Origin of the sequence: Niastella yeongjuensis, assembly GCF_900110245.1 — a bacterium.
GTDB lineage: Bacteria > Bacteroidota > Bacteroidia > Chitinophagales > Chitinophagaceae > Niastella > Niastella yeongjuensis.
This window is the reverse complement of the sequence record NZ_FOCZ01000007.1, coordinates 530,384-548,015: the sequence shown is the minus strand read 5'-3', so window position 1 is coordinate 548,015 and position 17,632 is coordinate 530,384. Positions and strand designations below refer to the sequence as shown.

17 protein-coding genes are annotated in these 17,632 nt (G+C 43.5%); 7 read left to right on the top strand and 10 right to left on the bottom strand.

Annotation, left to right across the window (positions count from 1 at the left end; genetic code table 11):
- Positions 1-287: 287 nt before the first annotated feature.
- Entirely contained in the window at positions 288-3,662 is a 3,375-nt protein-coding gene (locus BMX95_RS21290; RefSeq protein ID WP_081203653.1) for a S8 family serine peptidase, read from the bottom strand.
- 376 nt (positions 3,663-4,038) lie between these two features.
- Here BMX95_RS21290 and BMX95_RS21285 point away from each other — a divergent pair, with 376 nt between their 5' ends.
- The 3 genes from BMX95_RS21285 to BMX95_RS21275 all read left to right on the top strand — a co-directional run bounded on the left by BMX95_RS21285 (position 4,039) and on the right by BMX95_RS21275 (position 5,992).
- The gene (locus BMX95_RS21285) at positions 4,039-4,392 is read left to right on the top strand and encodes a hypothetical protein (protein ID WP_081203654.1); all 354 of its coding nucleotides are present in this window, start codon (positions 4,039-4,041) and stop codon (positions 4,390-4,392) included.
- Position 4,393: 1 nt separating this feature from the next.
- Positions 4,394-4,777 carry a hypothetical protein gene (locus BMX95_RS21280; RefSeq protein ID WP_133054047.1) on the top strand — a complete coding sequence of 128 codons (384 nt, stop codon included), beginning with the start codon at positions 4,394-4,396 and terminating at the stop codon, positions 4,775-4,777.
- 414 nt (positions 4,778-5,191) lie between these two features.
- Positions 5,192-5,992, top strand: coding sequence for a c-type cytochrome (locus tag BMX95_RS21275; RefSeq protein ID WP_165759081.1), 801 nt, complete (start codon positions 5,192-5,194; stop codon positions 5,990-5,992).
- A 44-nt stretch (positions 5,993-6,036) separates the two neighbouring features.
- Here BMX95_RS21275 and BMX95_RS21270 read toward each other — a convergent pair whose 3' ends face one another.
- Entirely contained in the window at positions 6,037-6,792 is a 756-nt protein-coding gene (locus BMX95_RS21270) for a hypothetical protein (protein WP_081203657.1), read from the bottom strand.
- A gap of 448 nt (positions 6,793-7,240) precedes the next feature.
- On the opposite strand from BMX95_RS21270, the gene BMX95_RS21265 reads away from it, so the two are divergent.
- Genes BMX95_RS21265 through BMX95_RS21255 form a run of 3 tightly spaced genes read left to right on the top strand, consistent with a single transcriptional unit; the run spans position 7,241 to position 11,618 of the window.
- Positions 7,241-8,350, top strand: coding sequence for an SIR2 family protein (locus tag BMX95_RS21265; RefSeq protein ID WP_081203658.1), 1,110 nt, complete (start codon positions 7,241-7,243; stop codon positions 8,348-8,350).
- Positions 8,350-10,782 (top strand): nSTAND1 domain-containing NTPase, encoded by a 2,433-nt coding sequence (locus BMX95_RS21260; protein ID WP_081203659.1) that lies wholly within the window; start codon positions 8,350-8,352, stop codon positions 10,780-10,782. The genes BMX95_RS21265 and BMX95_RS21260 overlap by 1 nt, the downstream gene beginning before the upstream one ends.
- Positions 10,783-10,793: 11 nt before the next feature.
- Positions 10,794-11,618: a TIR domain-containing protein gene (locus tag BMX95_RS21255; RefSeq protein WP_081203660.1), complete on the top strand. Its 825-nt coding sequence runs from the start codon at positions 10,794-10,796 to the stop codon at positions 11,616-11,618.
- Between the two features lie 11 nt (positions 11,619-11,629).
- Here BMX95_RS21255 and BMX95_RS21250 read toward each other — a convergent pair whose 3' ends face one another.
- The 8 genes from BMX95_RS21250 to BMX95_RS21220 all read right to left on the bottom strand — a co-directional run bounded on the left by BMX95_RS21250 (position 11,630) and on the right by BMX95_RS21220 (position 17,118).
- Positions 11,630-13,342 carry a serine protease gene (locus BMX95_RS21250; protein ID WP_081203661.1) on the bottom strand — a complete coding sequence of 571 codons (1,713 nt, stop codon included), beginning with the start codon at positions 13,340-13,342 and terminating at the stop codon, positions 11,630-11,632.
- Positions 13,343-13,458: 116 nt separating this feature from the next.
- Complete coding sequence (locus BMX95_RS21245; RefSeq protein ID WP_242673230.1) at positions 13,459-14,313, bottom strand: helix-turn-helix domain-containing protein; 855 nt, start codon at positions 14,311-14,313, stop codon at positions 13,459-13,461.
- Positions 14,314-14,391: 78 nt separating this feature from the next.
- Positions 14,392-15,207 carry an SDR family oxidoreductase gene (locus tag BMX95_RS21240; RefSeq protein ID WP_081203663.1) on the bottom strand — a complete coding sequence of 272 codons (816 nt, stop codon included), beginning with the start codon at positions 15,205-15,207 and terminating at the stop codon, positions 14,392-14,394.
- A 129-nt stretch (positions 15,208-15,336) separates the two neighbouring features.
- Positions 15,337-15,516: a DUF4249 domain-containing protein gene (locus tag BMX95_RS21235; protein ID WP_483310418.1), complete on the bottom strand. Its 180-nt coding sequence runs from the start codon at positions 15,514-15,516 to the stop codon at positions 15,337-15,339.
- Positions 15,513-15,806 carry an RNA polymerase sigma factor gene (locus BMX95_RS21230; RefSeq protein WP_242673252.1) on the bottom strand — a complete coding sequence of 98 codons (294 nt, stop codon included), beginning with the start codon at positions 15,804-15,806 and terminating at the stop codon, positions 15,513-15,515. Before BMX95_RS21230 ends, BMX95_RS21235 begins: the two co-directional genes overlap by 4 nt.
- Before the next feature lie 293 nt (positions 15,807-16,099).
- Entirely contained in the window at positions 16,100-16,453 is a 354-nt protein-coding gene (locus BMX95_RS21225) for a DUF5713 family protein (protein WP_081203664.1), read from the bottom strand.
- Positions 16,454-16,478: 25 nt separating this feature from the next.
- Positions 16,479-16,703, bottom strand: coding sequence for a hypothetical protein (locus tag BMX95_RS35330; RefSeq protein ID WP_207631712.1), 225 nt, complete (start codon positions 16,701-16,703; stop codon positions 16,479-16,481).
- On the bottom strand, positions 16,684-17,118 hold the full coding sequence (locus tag BMX95_RS21220) for a hypothetical protein (protein WP_207631713.1): 435 nt from the start codon (positions 17,116-17,118) through the stop codon (positions 16,684-16,686). Before BMX95_RS21220 ends, BMX95_RS35330 begins: the two co-directional genes overlap by 20 nt.
- A gap of 11 nt (positions 17,119-17,129) precedes the next feature.
- Here BMX95_RS21220 and BMX95_RS21215 point away from each other — a divergent pair, with 11 nt between their 5' ends.
- Positions 17,130-17,630, top strand: a complete 501-nt coding sequence (locus tag BMX95_RS21215) for a hypothetical protein (protein WP_081203665.1) — start codon at positions 17,130-17,132, stop codon at positions 17,628-17,630.
- Positions 17,631-17,632 lie beyond the last annotated feature (2 nt).

Sequence of the window (17,632 nt, the reverse complement as noted above, 5' to 3'; positions counted from 1 at the left end):
TCAAAAAGCTGCAAAGCAAAACGATTACAGAAAAAGCGCCTGAAGTGGTCAGCATCGCCGGAATGGCAGACGCGTAAAGTCACGATGGTGGTCAACATTGCCGGAATGACATCTGGCAACTTTGTGCACCAGGGTGGTCAGCATCACCGGAATGATCCGGAACAAACCAACAAATAGGTGGTCAACATCACCGGAATAATCAAATCAACTTACTTAGAGAAGGGGTGGTCAGCATGGCCGGAACAAGTGGTCAGCATCATCGGTACAGGTGGTCAGGATGGATCGGATTATACACTGCAAACTACCTGTATATGCGCTCCATTTTTTATAACATTCGGGTACAGGGAAGTTTGTAGCTTTCCGGTTTCCAGCAGAATGGTGTTGGAATAATAGGTCGAATCCTTGTCGGTTACCTTAATACGATAGTAATTCTTTCCTTTTCCGGGCAGATCGTGTTTAAAGTCGAAATTAAAGGTACAGGCATCCCATCCTTTCGGTTTGCCGATGCTGCTGAAATTAATTCCATTATCGCTTTGTTCTATATCGAATATGGCCCATTTGCGCAGGCACCTGAATATCCAGCTCAGTACATTGGCTCGTCCCTGTGGTTGACCGTTAAAGTTTTCAACCATTAACGGAGTTCCCTTACGGTTGGTTTGTACGGTAAATCCGCCAAAACCGCTGGCATCGAAGGTGATTTCCCAACGTTTGGCTGTTGTATTCCATACGATGTCACTGTCGGCAGGATCTATGAGCAAACCATCATCGCTGTAACTACAGGGAAGTCCGGTACCATTACTGGTGCTGCCTTTATAAAATGCGATGCGTACATTGGCTTTACCAGCGGCATCGCCCGGGTTAGCCGGCAGGTTCAGGTAGCTTAAGAAATCGGCATTGAATGCGGTGAACTCAGCCTGGGTAAAGAACAAGGTAACCCTGCCTGTAGCCGATGCTGCATTTGCGGCAGGCAATAACTGGTAATGCCGGGCCACAAATGGAATACCGCAATCATGAGGCACGTTCGACTCTATCCATACATTGGCGGTAACAGTACCACTGATTGCACTGGCGCTGGCCGGTGATACCTGTGCAATAAGGCGGCAGTTGTTATCAACGAACAGGTTGCTGGTGGAAATATCCCTGCTATTTTTGGTGTCCTTTGTAACCAGGTTGGCTATCATCAGCGGCTGGTTGTATACTACGGAGCGGATCTTGTAATCGAAACCTGGATCTACCCAGCTAATTCCATCTCCTGAAGTAAGCGAACGATTGTCGAGGCGGGTGTTTTCGCGGCGCAGGCTCCAGTTGGCTGCGCTGCCTGAATCCCGGTACACCACTACATAATAATCGGCGCCATTTGTTACAGCAATATTCAAATTGCTAAGGTCAACATAATTCCATGTAAAGGCGCTGACCGTAGTATCGGGCAGTAGCAACTTCCCCAGTAACGCACCGGGTATGCCGGCATTATCGGCGCGTACTTCCATTACCAGGGCTGTTTTTGTAATGGAGGTATGGTAATAAGCACCCCCTAAACTGCCGGTTATATCAGGTGTAAAGCGGGTGGCAATACGTTGCGTGGTGAGCGTTACACCCAGGTCTTCCGGAACAAGATTGGAAGCATCGTATTGATAGGTTTTACGATTCACCGGCGAACAATTGAACCCAGCCCCAACGGCCCGGTAAATATCCAGGCGGCCGTAACCCCAGGTAGTATTAGGCGTGGGGCCGGCCGTTTCGGTCAATGAGTCTTTGGTTGTATTGGAAAAAAGCAGGTTGCGCAGCTGCGAAACGTTGGCAGTTGGATTTGCCTGTAACAACAAGGCTACCGCCCCCGTAACCACAGGGGCCGACATACTGGTTCCCTGGTTCTTTCGATATAGCCCCGGGTAAATGATATCTGTCACAGCGGCCGCACTGGTGCTGGAGAATGCCGAGATCACATGTTGCCCAATGGCAGCGATCTCTGGTTTCAATACCCCATCGCGGCGCGGGCCATGGGAACTGAAGGTAGCAATGGCATCCATTCTGGCGGTGGTGCCGTAAACAGCGCCATTGGCGGCATAGGTATACCAGGAAGGTCTTCCTACATAAGCTGCTGTGGTGATGGCTGAAGTGGCATTACCCGGTGATCCCACGAGGTAGTCACTGTTGCCACCCACAAGTGATAACGCAGAGAACGAGGCATTTCTGTAATACATCCAACCGTGTAACGACAGCGTATTGGTGGTATTGTTGGCGAGCGAAAGCGTCCAGGTGCCTGCCGGATTGATCAAATTGGTGCCATTCCTTTGAACATATATATCTATATAGCGGTCGCCATTGCCCACATCAATTTGATTGCTCAGGAACACATTGAAGCCATTGCCTAATACCTGTCCGAAAATATTCTGGTTGGTATTGGCAGTTACTGATCCACCATCGCCCGGCGCAGAAAAAGTAGCCGAAATATTGCTACTATCGTTTACGTACACGCGGTATTGAAAGATGTCAGGCGCTGTAACGGCCGGCACATTGAAGGAGACCGTTCCGGTGCCGCTAGCAGCTATACTCAACTGGTTATGGATATTGCTGCCATTATCGTTACCGGCAGAAATTACCACTGCCCGTCCGGGCCCGGAGGCGGTAAAATCATCCGCTACCAGTTCGTATTCGCGGGAACCATCATGAGGACCAAACTGACTACCAATGCTCATATTCAAAACAACCGGCTTTCCCAGGGTGGTGGCCAGGTTTTTCAAATAAGCAATGCCATTGATCACATTGGTGTTTGAAAAAGAACCGTCACCGCCTTTGATAACAACGATGTCGGCCTCGGGCGCCATACCAGTGTATTTGCGGGTAAGGGGCAGGGCAGCGCCATTTCCGGCGGCAGTGCCAGCCACATGGGTACCATGGCCATTGATATCGCGTTCCCGGACGAAGTTCGCAGGCGTACCATCGAGCTCATCATTGATCTGTTCCCGGGTGTATTCAACTCCATAACCCATACCTACAGGAGAAACTTCTCCGGCAACAGGGGCAATGGTTTGGTCCCAGATCCGCAGGATACGGCTTTTGGTAGAATCATTGGGATCGCGGAAGTCGCGATGCAGCCAATCGATACCCGAATCAAAAATGGCAACGATAACGCCCTTGCCCTTGTATACCGTGTTGTTCAGCTTTCCCTGGTGTAACAGGGAAGCGCCGCTGCTGGCAACTGCAATGTCGTTGTGCAATTCATCCATCACGGGCGCAGCGATGTAATTAACGGTGGGCAAATTCGACAGCTGCGTTATTTGTTCCGGCGTAACCCAGGCCGTTACAAAATGCGGGTACACCGCATTTACCAGTACACCACTACTGCGAAGCGAGTTGGCATCGGTCGTATATACGATACAATCATAACGCTGGCCGCCAGGCTGGCCGGGGGCCACCTGTACCTGCGTGGGCCTGGTTTTAAATGCGGGTGAATAAGTCCCTGCTACATGCCGCGCATTGAGTTGCGTTATCACAAATTTGAATGCGGGATCGATCTTATCTTCCGGTGACCGGTTCTGCGTATAACCGGCTACGCATAGCAGCACTGAAAATAAAGTGAGCAGGATTGATTTGTTCTGAAAAAATGTTGCGACAGGAGCGTACACAACAAGAGGATAACCCTTGGGAGTAGATTTTCTCATAGACCAGGTATTTGATTATAGTTTAATGGATATAAGCAATTTAACGAAAACTCACGTTCACTGTTTCAGGGGATTTGGGTAAGTTGGTTGTGTAGGATGCATTTTAATCGGATGCCGTTAGTAACTACACTGGGCTAGCCACGGCCGTGACTGTCCGCGGAGAAACGAAGATAATGGCAATAAGCTTGGTGGCGTGAATAATACAATCTACTTTTTTTAGTAACGTGTCTGATGCCCAGTCGCTAATGATTAACCGACGTAATCATAGCGATTAGTTTATTCATAGGTTACAAAAAAACAGGCGTTTTAAAAAAGGTGTTTTTCCGGGTATTAATCCTGGAGAAGGTTTGTAAATTCAGGTAAAGAAAAGATGCGAATGAACGGAGTAGCCGAAAATCCGACAAAGAGTAGGCAATTAAATTCAATTAAAATGTCAAGCACAAAATTCACCCTGGAACTAAAAGGCATCGAACTTCCAAAATCAACACAGGAAGAGATCAGCAAGGCGCTTAATCAAACGCTGATGCATAAGATAGGCGAGCTTGATCTTGCTCCCGAATCAAGCGAGGCTCATAGTAATTCTAATTCTCCATTTTATTTAAATAAGTTTCGTATTGATGGCGGAGAAATTGCAAAATTATTGAATAAGGATTTGTTAAGTCAGATAGAGAAGGAATTAAAGATTCCAAAAGAGGATAATTTCTATATTGCCAAGAATGCAATACATTAAAATGGAAAGCAAGAAACATGTTTGTCCAAGTGCTCCTTTATATGAAGGCTCCAGGCTTCTCGGTATAGTGAATGAAAATAATGAAGTCAGTATATTGACAGAGCCAATGGAAATAGATGATGTTTTTATAGCCTCTGCCAGTAAAGGGAAACTACCGGAGCAAAAATTTCGCTTTACAAATAAATGTGTCAAAAGCGGTTGTAAGCAGTGGACAGGGGAGCAATGCGGAGTTATAAAAAGAGTGTTAGAGAATATCGAACAATCTACAATTAAAAATGAGCTTCCTGAATGTAATATCCGTTCAGAATGCAGATGGTTTGATCAGGAAGGAATTAGTGCTTGTAAAGTCTGTACCTCAATTAAATACATTAACTATATCAGTTAACTGGATAAATTTACTAAACCCCTTAGAAAAGCCTCACTCCATTGTTGTGAAGTGAGGCTTTTTCCTGTATAGCCCTGAAGCCATGTCTGAACCGGGCCTCATCCTTGTGTGAACCATGTGTCAAATATGTTGCTTCTCTAATGGACCACACATGGTTCACACATGGTTGACACAACGATTAAGCAATATAGATACATACCTGCGGCACTCGTCCCCGGTTTGTTGCTGTTCGTCCCAGGATCCGTCATTTGAAAAGGATATTACCCTTAGCGAATGTTAATCGTCCCGGGTCTTTCCGAAGCCCGTCCCGGGTTTCACACAAGCTCGTTCCATTTTCCTGCACCCAGTCTTTTTAAATCCTACTTTTGAGTGGTGAAAACAGTGCAATTTTATATCAGGATGTTATGTTGGGCCATGTTGCTTTTTGCGGCATGCCATACCCCGGCAACGGAAAATAAAATTATTCCCATCAATGAAAAACCCAACGAAAATGGGGAAGTCAATATTGTTTTGGAAAAAGTATTGAACCACCAGGCCGGGAATGCAATAACAAAGGTTACTGTTGCCTACGATCCCTATTTCAAAACACCCAAAAAATACCTTGGCTTTTCCCTCCGGCAACTGCTCGAAGCTACCTGGAAAGCTTCCAAATTTGATACCGCCAATGCCATGGTCATTTTTGAATGTAAAGATGGTTACAATCCGGTCATGGACCTTTCGAAAATCTATGGCCCTGTAAATGGCTATATTGCGTTTAAAGACTTAGACCAGCCGGAGGACAATGACTGGCCAGACTCCCTTAGCCAGCATTTTAGCCCTTATTATCTCGTTTGGGACCAGGCACAGAAAGACGATCAATCTCTTTTCTGGCCTTATGGCCTCACCACGATCCGGTTGATCCCGAAAAAAGAAAAAGACAGATTAATTGTCCCCGATAGCAGTAACCCTGCTTACTCCGGTTATTTAACATTTAAAGACAATTGTATTAAATGCCACTCCATCAATAAAATTGGCGGCTCCTTCGGTCCTGAATTCAATCTCCCCAAAAACATAACCGAATACCGGGATGAACAACAGATCATCTCCTTTGCAAAAGCACCTTCCTCTTACCGGTACAATAGCCGCATGCCAGCGATCACCAACTTATCAGACCAGGAATTTGAAAAGATCATCCTATATCTGAATTATATGAAAGATCACAAGTATGATCATTAGTTCAATAAACTACTTATGGCCTACTTTCGGGGAAGTTGATAATCCTATCGCTCGTACATGCCGCTTTGGCGCTCGCCAATAGCCGTTAGCACTTTGTCAAGCTTACCTAATTGGTTTAATTCAAATCCGATCTCTGAAAGAGACATTGTTGTACTGTCGCCACAGCCCTGCGGCCACCAACGTGAAATAATATTGTACCTGCCATTTTCTATAGCCTCAAATATCCAGGTCTCTCCGTCTAAACCACTATGGCAGGAGGTATCTTCACCAAGCGTCCAGAAACGGCAGGTGTCTAAACGTTTTGAGATATTGTCGTACAGCGTGTCACGAAACATAAAATGCGTTGTTAACAGCAATACTCCGGTATGATACCCGCCGTCTCCATTGGTTACCTTCGTAGTTAAAAAAGATTTATCGCCTTTCTTTTCCACTACAAAGCAATAGGGGCGCCTGAAACAGGGCACTACTATTATTCTAAACCATTTTTTTAAGGTATCAATTTTAGTGGTGTCAATATACTCTTCTTCAAACGCAAAAGGAAAAGCATTGTCACTATATTTTGTATTAATGCCGGGATAGTTTGTCCTGAAAAAATGGGCAAATGTTTTCGTACTGTCCTTTTCAAATTGCCCAAAGCCATATCTCCCGGATAAACTGTCTGCAAAATATTGTCTTATTTCTTCTTCTGTCAAGCCCTGTGGTTTGTTAGTTTTTTGAACGGTGCTATTACACGCTAACAAAAAAAATAATAATGTTGTAAGGAGTTTAATTCCAGTGTTGGTTGTTTTGTTTTCTTGCAAAATGGGTATTTATTATATTGAAAGGGAGTTGTGCTGCTGCAGTTCTAAAGTACGTTTATTCTCATAACTTTGCCCAAATTTATAATCCCGGGCAACTGGCCACCCTTCCAATTTTGTTAAACAGCCCGAATGATAAAACTTACATAATGCAATTATTTCGCATCTGCGAACGGTAAGTCAACTCTCAAAAATCATTCGTTATGGGTTAAGCAGCGAACAGGAAAGCCGTCCTGCTCAGGCAGGCTTCACTCCGCTTCTTTGAATTTTGGGTGTTTTAACGGTTTTTTATTCAATGAATAAAACTTAACTTAACCTACAATACTACTCCTCTTTTGAATTCGTATCAACCATAGCTACCTCATACTGACAGCTCTTCTTGTCCCTGACACTCATCTGCCATACACTACATAGAAAACAGCTCATAAGAATAACCATTAAATCTATCATCATGACTGAGACTACTGTAGACAACTTAACTGGCATACGCATAGATTGGGAAGATCTCTATCGCGACCTGAAAGACCACCGCGCCATCCTGGCATTAGGCCCTGAATTCTATTCCAGCGACGGGCTTTCGCCAAAGGAAAAGTTGTACCAACATCTAATCAAAAAGCCAGATCACGGGATCCTTCACTTCTACCCAAACAACGGCATTTTCCTGTTCCAAAGTCCAAAATATAAGAGTTACGCCCAGCGGGATGCTTCGGAGTATTACAAAACAATAGAACCCGAACCGGAAGAACTTCCGCATATTATGGATCTGCCATTTAGAATGATCATCAATACCAGCCCATCCCAAAAACTTTTTAAGAAATATAAAGAACGCATAGGCACCTGCCAGTTCGACTATTTTTCATGGAACCCTCATAAAAAGTACCAGGAAATATCCGATCCGGATAGAAACACTCCGTTAATTTATAACCTATTTGGATCTACAGAACATTTTGAATCCCTGGTGCTCGATTTTGAAGACATTTTCGATCACCTGAAATCATTATTGAACAATGTGAATGTGCCTGATACAATCCGGTCTGTTCTAAACGAAACAGACACTTTTATTTTTATTGGCTTCCACCTTCAGAAAATGGACACCCAGCTTTTGTTCCGGTACCTGAACATGAAAGAGCATTGTTTTGATGACAGGAAAAAAAATTACACTACCAGATCGTTCATCGACGATAGTTCCGAATCCTTCTTCTGTAAACAATTCAATATAAAATATTATGGGGCCCCGGTTGAGTTCATCCGGGAAATGCACAAAAGTTATTTTGAAAGCATAGCCAAGGAAGATAACTATATGATCAGACAAACGTCCATAAAGAAATTGATCTATCACTATATAGAGGAAGACAATATCGACAGGCCCCTCGACATCCTGACGTTGTATACAATCAAAAACGAAACAGAGATCAACGATCAGCTGATATTGATCAAATCAAATTATTCCAGATACAACTATCTAAGCAACAAAAGACTGGAGAGATTCGACGTACTGGAAATTGAAAGGACCAAAATAAAAGCCCGCATTCTTGAATTATTAAATAACCTGCCTGACTAATGGAAAATACCGTTACATACCGCTATCCCGGCGTACGTCCATTCGCAGAAACAGACAGCGATGTGTTCTTTGGCCGCAAAGAAGACGTCAGCAAATTGTATAAACTGATCATGCTCGAAAAAACAGTTATACTTTTTGGCAAATCTGGACAAGGGAAAAGCTCCATCCTGAACGCAGGAATTCTCCCCATGCTGAAAGATAAAAAAGCATCGCAACGATTTCAATATTTCCCAATTGATATCCGGGTTGGCAAAGTAGAAGGCAAAGAGGAATCCCCCTTAAAAAAATTGATCTTAAAGTTAAATGAATTATTGCCTGACACAGAAGAATCTGCTTTTCTGGAAGATTATTGTCAACCCGATTCCCTATGGCTACATATCAAAAGAAAACAGTCCATAGAACACCATCGGTTTATTCTGATCTTCGATCAATTTGAGGAGTTCTTCGCTTATAAAGAAAAAGACCAGTTTACTTTCAGGTGGGAACTGGCTGAAATTCTCACCACCGAAATACCTCAGCATCTTCATGAGAACATGGATAAAATGAGCGAAGCGAATCAGTTATTTCTTTCAAAACACTTCGACGTAAAGATCGTCTTTGCTATCCGGTCCGATCGTTTGAGCCTATTTCATTCAATAAAGGATGCCATTCCATGTATTTTTAATGGCCAGTATGAGATCAAAGGCCTGCGACATGAACAGGCAAAAGAAGCAATTATAGAACCCGCCAGAATAAACGATGAAAAATTTACCATCCACACATTTGAATACGATCCCGCTTCTCTGAATATAATTTTAAGCGAATTAACCGGTATACAGGAAGATGGTAAAGAAACCATTGAAGCATTTCACCTGCAGATCATTTGCCAGGGTTGCGAAATTAAGATAGAAGACAAACTAAAAAAAGGGGAGATAGATGCTGTAATCAATGTGGAAGACCTACCGGAATTTAAAAATCTCTATGAACAGTATTATACCAGGCAGATTGAACGGCTGCCCGGCAACTTGAAAGGCCAGGCTCAGGAATTCCTGGAACATGAATTTATTTTTGAAGACGAGCGCACCGGCGAAAAAAGAAGACTGAGTGTCGATGGCAACATTCTTCGTAGAAAAATTGCGGAGACCGGCGTTAAAGAAGACTTGCTGGCCATACTGGAAAACTCATTCCTGATTCGACGGGAAGCGAATTCCGTAGGTGGATTTAATTACGAAATATCCCACGATACCATCCTGGAACCTATTCTCAAAGAGCGTGATAAAAGAGTACTACACGCTTTTATGGACAAATATTACAAGGTACTGCTGAAGAAAGTAAGAAGAAAAACAACCCAGAAACTGATTGCCGGTGGAATGCTCATTCTTCTAGTCTCCTGGTTCCTGGCCTGGAAATGGGATCCTTTGTACTTCAATTACATTACTTACATGAATTCCGGAGAGAAAAGAACAAAACCTGTAATTAAGCATAATGATAAGCTAAACGCAGTCGTCAGCTACCTGACAGATGATTTAAAAAATGCCGCAAAACAGATCAATCATGATACGTCCATCCTGCCATGGGAATCTTCACAGATCATTGCGGCTTTGAATAAAGAGGTGTCCGATTCAGCAAAAGAGGATTTCTACCAACTGACCTCCGGTAAAATAGATGCCAACCAGTGTTGTTGCTGGAATGAAAGGAAAAATGAAAAAGACCTGGGGGTAACCGGCTGGGTCACCTCATCCATAGGCATATTAGGGTTACTTAAAGATTATCCATGTAACAGCATCGACTCATTGATGTCGTATCAACTGGAAGATGGTTCCTGGAGCATGGTACCGATTGAAAAAAACCTGACTAAATATGGCTCCACTTATGCCACCTGTCATGTTCTTAGGGCCTTGCACAACAACCTGCCCAACATTTCCGACGTAACATACCGGAGAAAAGTGGAGCAATCTATAAATGCCGGCGCTGAATGGCTACTTAAAAACAGGTTTGGCACTACACCCGCATTGTGGAATGATTATCCCAAAGTTAAAAACTATGAAAGCCTGTTGTGTAAAAGCCTTTCAGGCCTGGCCATTCACACGCTGAATATAATCAGGTATGCAACCCCTGAACTCAACCGGAACTGGCTCAGTAATTTAAAAAAATCAGAAGACACTACCGATATCGGCTATCGTGAACGCAGCGGCATGTTATACCAGACCAGTGCCTCCAGGGTCTACTATGGAGATTTTACCAGACACCTGTTAATTCCATGGATCATCATTGCAACTGTCGATGCCTACAAAGATGGAAATTTTGAACAGCAGGTAGCTGCTAATATGCACCTCAACAAAATACTGGAAAGACTTAACAAAGAAACCATCGCCGATTATCCCTACTTTACAAAAGCGGAAATACTCATCGCACTCAGAACACTACAGGGGAATGGGTTTTCATTCAATTAATTCCGATAGTTATGGGCACCAGGCTATCATCTGTTCGAAATGACCTTGCAGGTAATAAACATGACAAAGTATTTTCCACCTTACTGGAGATCACCAGGCATGATACTGAACTGCAAAACCAGTTATTGGTATTGATGGCACGTTACAAAGAAATAAAGAAACTGGAGCTTATTGGCGCAATCAGTTCAGGAGATAGTTTTATGCACCGGGCTAACCTGAACATGTCTGTATTAACGCTGATCAGTCTGATAGAAGAACAATACCCCAATCAGGAAACTGGCGGGGTATTTATCTCTTACAGCCGCGCGGATGCAGCCACAGCCAACCTGATCAAAAAACACCTGACAGCTAATAATATCGACGTTGTAATTGACGAAGACAATCTGATTGGGGGAAGGGACATTGCTGCTTTTATCCGGGAAAGCATCCGTAAAACAGGTGTTACCCTGTCTGTCATTTCAAAGAAAAGCCTGTTGTCACCATGGGGGGCCATGGAAACGCTCACCACCTTTCAGCAGGAAAAGATCACGAATTCCCACAGATTTATCGGTTGTTACGTAGAGAAAGACTTTTTTAACCACAGCTTCACCGATGATGCCATAACAACGATAAACGAAGAATTGAGTCAACTAAGCGAATATAAAAGAAAAAGAATAGGCGAGGGGTTGAGCACCCGCGACCTTGATAATGAATTTATCCGATGGAGCGAACTTAAACAAAATATTGACGAAATAATAAGACGTTTACGGGAAAACCTGTGTATCGATGTACATGAGTCGGTTCTGGAAGCCAACCTCCCGAAAATTATTCAGGCAATCAGAAATACAAAGGAGTGAAAGCTTTAACCTCAATGCTCAAAAAAATCAGACAAGCCTCTTTTAATAGCCTGGATCCAGATCCCTTCATTGGCTTCATACCTTCCCGGTTTGCCATTAAGCATAGGCATATCTTTTGAACCGGCGTGGTGCAATCCGATCAATTGCCAGTTTTGATTAAACACAGGGCTGCCTGAACTGCCGCCAATAGTTGGCGTACGATAATGAATGCGGGGATCTTCGCTGTCTAACAAAACGTTATCGTATAACGACAGTTGCAGGGTGCCGCCTGCAGGATGGCCAATAATATAGATCCGGTTGTTTGCTTTTTCATTGCTTACCATTGGCTGGTAAAGCGAGACGGGATAAATAGCTATGTTTTCTGTCAGTTTCTGTAACCGAACCAATCCTTCCTCGTCAAAGCGAAGTATAGTTACGTCCAACTCTGTACTGGGTGATGACCAAATGATCTCTTTTATAGTGAATTTTTCCTGGTAATTTAAGATCTCAAAAATAACAACAGCCTCATCTGAATGTAAGGCCCCTTTTTTATTTTCTGCCGGGTCGTTGCTAACGACATGCGCATTGGTAATTAATACCAATTCAGTGCCCAGCTTTTCGTGAAGCGCTTTCCCCTGCAAAAGAAATCCGGTGCCCATCCCTTTATTAGTTTCTCTGCCAATACGGGCTACCGCCAAACAACGGTCTATCCCGGTTTTATACCAATCATATGAACTAAAGGAATCATAACTGAATACCTTTTCCAATCTGGCCGTTGAATTGTCCGTAACCTCCACTGCGTTTATCAATTGTTGATACGTTTTGGTAATGGTCTTCTGATATTGCACATCATTGGCATCGATGACAACCGTTCCCCCCTGACTCTTCAGCAATTCAGCACGGATAATAGGCAACAGCAAACTTCCCATTTCTGAATTTACGTCCAATTGCCACACTTCTTCCAACTGCCGCAACGTGCTCCTTAACTGGAATGCATCTATATATGGCATCCGTGCGTACCCGCTTATCCATTCCAGTGCATTCTTTGCGTCCTGTAAGGCAATACAGGCTTCCGCTGCCGTAGCAAAATCCCAGGCATCAGCTTCCTGCCTGTCGTATTTAGCTTCAATTACCTGTAGTATAGCGGTCGCCAGCTCCAGCGGATCAAACTTGGTATCGATCGTTATTTTATCTTTTTTTGCCCTGATCAATAACGCCACTACATTAATTCCATGCCATGTAAACACTGTTCTGTTGGTGTCATACACCTCATAATATGTTTTGATAGCCAGTTGAAGAAAGGCATGCAGATTAGGATTGGCAGCACCATATTTGTTAATATAGATCTGTTTAAAACTTCTGCCGAGTAAACCACGGGCCTCCATTTCTTCTGCCTTTGCTTCCATATTCGTGTCCGGTTCGTGCTGTGCATCTGAAATGAGCTGATTGAGTACTGAAATGGCTGCGGCCAGAAAATTCTGATCTATTAGTGACTGGGCATATAATTTTCTGATAGTAAAATTGCTTCTGTTTGTAAGTATCAGGGCTTCGCCAACCTGTTGCACCAAATCAAATTGTAAATTATTACGAAGGTCCCTCATGATCTCCTTACCGGTCTTCACATCGAATGGGGTAGCTGGTTCATAAAGATTGGAAATAAGCTGTTCACAGATTTCCGAGACACCATTCCGGTCATAGGTTTTTAATTTGTGCTTCAAGGCACATTTGAGATCATACGCGGTCATGGCATAGTATTTAATGAATGCAAGCTATCTGATTTCAGGTGGATATCGATACCTTGTTGCACCCCTTATGCCGCTTAACCTTGCCTAAATTTATAATTCAGGGCAACTGGCAGGTCTTAACTCAGACTCCTGAACTCCACCGGCGTTTTCCCTGTCTTTTGTTTGAAGAGTTTATTAAAGTATTGGGGGTATTCGAATCCCAGGGAATAGGCAATTTCTCCTACTGATTTCCTGGTGCTTAACAGGATGTTCTTGGCTGCTTCTATCAAATAAAAGTGAATATGGTCCTGGGTGTTTTTGCCGGTTTCTTTTTTCAGCAGATCGCTCAAATAACTGGGTGATAAATGGACCTGTTCGGCCAGGTATTTTACAGTGGGCAGGCCCGAATCGGAGATGTCGCTTTTTTTGAAATACTCCTTCAGCAATTTTTCTATTTGAACCACCACCGTGTTGTTAGAACTCTTCCTGGTAATGAATTGTCGTCCATAAAACCGGGTGCAGTAATTCAGTAATAGTTCAATAGTAGAAACAATGATCGTTTGACTATGTACATCTATGTTTTCCTGTAGTTCTGCCTGAATTTTTAATACGCATTCGTATAAGATCTGTTTTTCTTTGTCCGACAAATGAAGCGCCTCGGATATTTCGTAAGAGAAAAAACTATAGTCATTCATTTTATCATTCAGGGAAGTAGCCCTGATCAGATCGGGATGAAAAAACAAACCCCAGCCCTGCATGTTCTCTAGTGCTTCTGAATCAGTGTCCATTTCAATGGCCTGGTTGGGTGCCAGGCAAATGAGGCTGCCATCCTGAAAGTCAACAATCTTTCGGCCGTACTTTACCGAATTGCTTTGACAGGTTTTAAACATCACCGTGTAAAAATCCGCTGTCACGGTTGTCTCCTCGATGATGTGCTCGCTTACCTGGCTAAAATCCACCACTGCCACCAGGGGGTGATGGATCTTAGTCAAATTAAAAAATTTAAACAGGTCAGCGATTGTTTGGAGGTGAACAAATGCACTCATGATAATAAAAGTAACTTTTTTAACCTAAAGTCCGAACTGGTTCTTTATACCGCCAATAAAAGTGGCGTCGTCCAATTGCTGGCGGTTCGCAATAATTGCTTTTGCATCTTCGCCTGCAGTATACCTCAGTTGACTGGTGCCATCGGTAGCGGCTTCATAGATCACCTGGGCCACCACACTGCCAGGTGAAGCGTTCTGGTACATGGCCGGGATCATCGATAACATCTTTCCAACCAACGGTTGATATTCGGTGATGGATTCATCGTTGCTAAAGTCAAATGAGCGGCCGCCAAAATCAGTGGCAATAGCGCCGGGTTCAACAATCTTTACATGTCCGCCAAATTGTTCAACCTCATAATTTAAAGATTCTGAAATGCCTTCCACCGCGAACTTGGTGCCATGGTATAAAGCGCCTAACGGAAAGGTTATTTTACCGCCAATGGAGGAGATATTAATGATAACACCACTTTTGTTTTGACGAAAATGGGGGAGGAGAGCCTTAGTAACATCGAGCAGTCCGATCACATTGGTGTTAAACTGGCGAATGATCTTTTCCTTGGTGAACGTTTCCAGGGGTCCATAAGCGCCATATCCTGCATTGTTCAATAACACATCAATTTTGCCGAATTTGCCAATACCTTCCTTCACCGCCTTGTTGATGGAGTCTGTGCTCAACACATCGAGTGCTGTTACCAGCACATTGGGTAAAGTTGTCAGTTCCTTTTCATTTTCGGGTTTCCGCATAGTGGCAACCACATTCCATCCTTTTGATTGAAACAGTTTAGCGGTTTCTTTTCCTATGCCGCTGCTGGCGCCTGTAATAAAGATTGTCTTGTTCATTTTAATAAGATTTAATTGATGATGTAAAGGTCTTACTAAAAGCGACCCGGCCAATAATACGAATTCTGGATAGTTGTATGCTTTTTACGGATTAGGGGGTAAGTACCCATATTTTAAAATTACGATATATTATCTGGCTATTTCATACTCGCGTTGCGCCACGCCGCCAATGATCCCCAGTCCATTTTCGATATTGTTGAACACGATCACTTTCTCCGACAGGCCATCTTCGTTCTTTTCCGCGGCCATGGAAGCGCTGTTCAGGTAATTATAGCTATTGGGCGTTAACGAGGTTATTTCTACTATCATCTTTTTGAATTTGCCATCTGTATTGGCCCTGAAAAGAAATCGCGGACTGCGGCCATTGATTCGTTGATCTGTATCTGCTCCCTTTTCTGCCAGCAATACACGAACACTTCCTGTACGATGTCCTTGGCAGCAGCTTTATCGAGCAAATGCCAGTAAGCGGTTTCAAAAAGCGTTTCCCAGTATCGTTCATACAGTTCGGCATAGGCTGGTACATTACCGTCCATGATCATTGACCAAAGTTCGCTATCGGGTATTTGTTGCAGATCGGGTGGCGGCATATCGTATGTCAAAAATGGGGCTGAAGGTAGGAATTCACCTGTTAACAAGGAATTAAGACACAAGTAGTAAATAAAAATCCCGGCTTCACATATAAAGCCAGGATTTAATATAAATTAACAACAGGATTGTTGGTCCCCTTTGTCAGTTAGTGTCTGCATAAATGCCTACAACAGCGCTAACTGAAAAGCAGTTCCTTTTCCAGGCTCCGCACGATGGCAAGCCAGACAACAACGGGTATCACGACCGATTATAGGCGCGTTTACATTGAGAGACAGGGGTCTTACTATCTGGTAGGACCCTTTTTTTACCAATCCCTTGTTCCTATCAATTCCTCCGCATCAGCATCTTCAAACCCATAGGAGGCGGCAATAAATGCGAAATTTTCCCCTATACATTCCCGGGCAACGGTTTCAATTTCGCTGTCGTTCTCATAAAAAACATCCTGCAATTCATTGAATTTATCGGTAGCCGCGTGCGTCAACACATAAAGCGCATCCAGGTCTTTCGGGTGGGTGCGTTCTATTTCAAAACACAGTTCAACCAAAATATCCTTGCACTGATCAACGAGGTGGTTGGGAAAATAATCATCGTCGTACATATGTTCTAAAAATGCATAAGTGCCGACCGTCTCATTTTTGAGCTCCGATTGTTTTTTCATCGTCTTTAGGGGCAAATTTGGGGGCTTATAACGGATTGACCTGCGTTTTATTTTCCTGTTTCAATTTTTCTGTTAATTGTACAATGGCAGTCCATAAAACACCGGCTTCGCCTTTAAATCCCGACGAGCCTTTGGGTTCATTGGCAGGTGTATACCATTCGAAAAATCCTTTATTTGTCAATACACGCTGTAGCATGGGCGTAATGGCCTCCTGCGCCTCGTTCAGCAAATTATACCGGACCAATTGCATTACCATTCTGCCGCCAAACCAGGGAGGTTTCCTGGTCGGTTTCTACGGTATTCTTATGACCGGCATATTCCGGCGCCAGTGGGGTGTAATAATAATTGTAAGGAACATTGGTGCTTTTAGGTTTTGGAATATAACCATCGAGGACAGCGCCGTCGGGCTGCTGAAATTGAATAAAGGTGATGAGACTTTTTCTGATCCTGGCTTTATCGTTCACTTTACAGGCAACATCCATAAAAGTGTTGAAGTCCCTGATCCATACCTCGCCATAGCCATCGCCAGCATTGAACCCCTTTTTGATCAGTTGTTCGGCCATGGTTTTTACCGAATCGGCCGTGGAAAGAAAGTTTGTCTGCTGACTATAAGCAGCACCGCCTAAAAGCAGGCAACAGGAGAGGGCAGTCGTTCTGCAATTCATCGTACATCATTATGTATGTACATAGTTACAATTTAGTGGGGAGTAAACCAAAATCCAGCAGGCAACAATACAAAAGAGAACTGGCTGATGCCTTCCTGGATATTTATGCAGTGTGGCACTACGACTATATGTGCGATAAAGTGGAAACCTCCGAAGGACCGGATTCTTTTATTTACTATCTGCTGGAACTGTTGGCAGAAGCTGATAAATCAGATCCAACCCGTATTAATTATGAACAAAGGGCTTATTGTTACCAAACCCTGGCTGAACTGAAAAACAACCAGGAAGAACAGTTGGGTTATATAGACAAGGCCATCCAGGAAATACAGGAAGCATTAAAAACGCAACCGGATTCCAGTTCGCTGTACAACCAACTGGTTGGGTTCTTACTGAATAAAATAAAGTTCCGTAACCAATACAAAGATGAAGACTTTGCTGCAGCGCTTCCCTACTTTGAACATGCCTTATTAAACTACCGGAGTTCGAATCAGCTGACGCTTATATATAATTGACA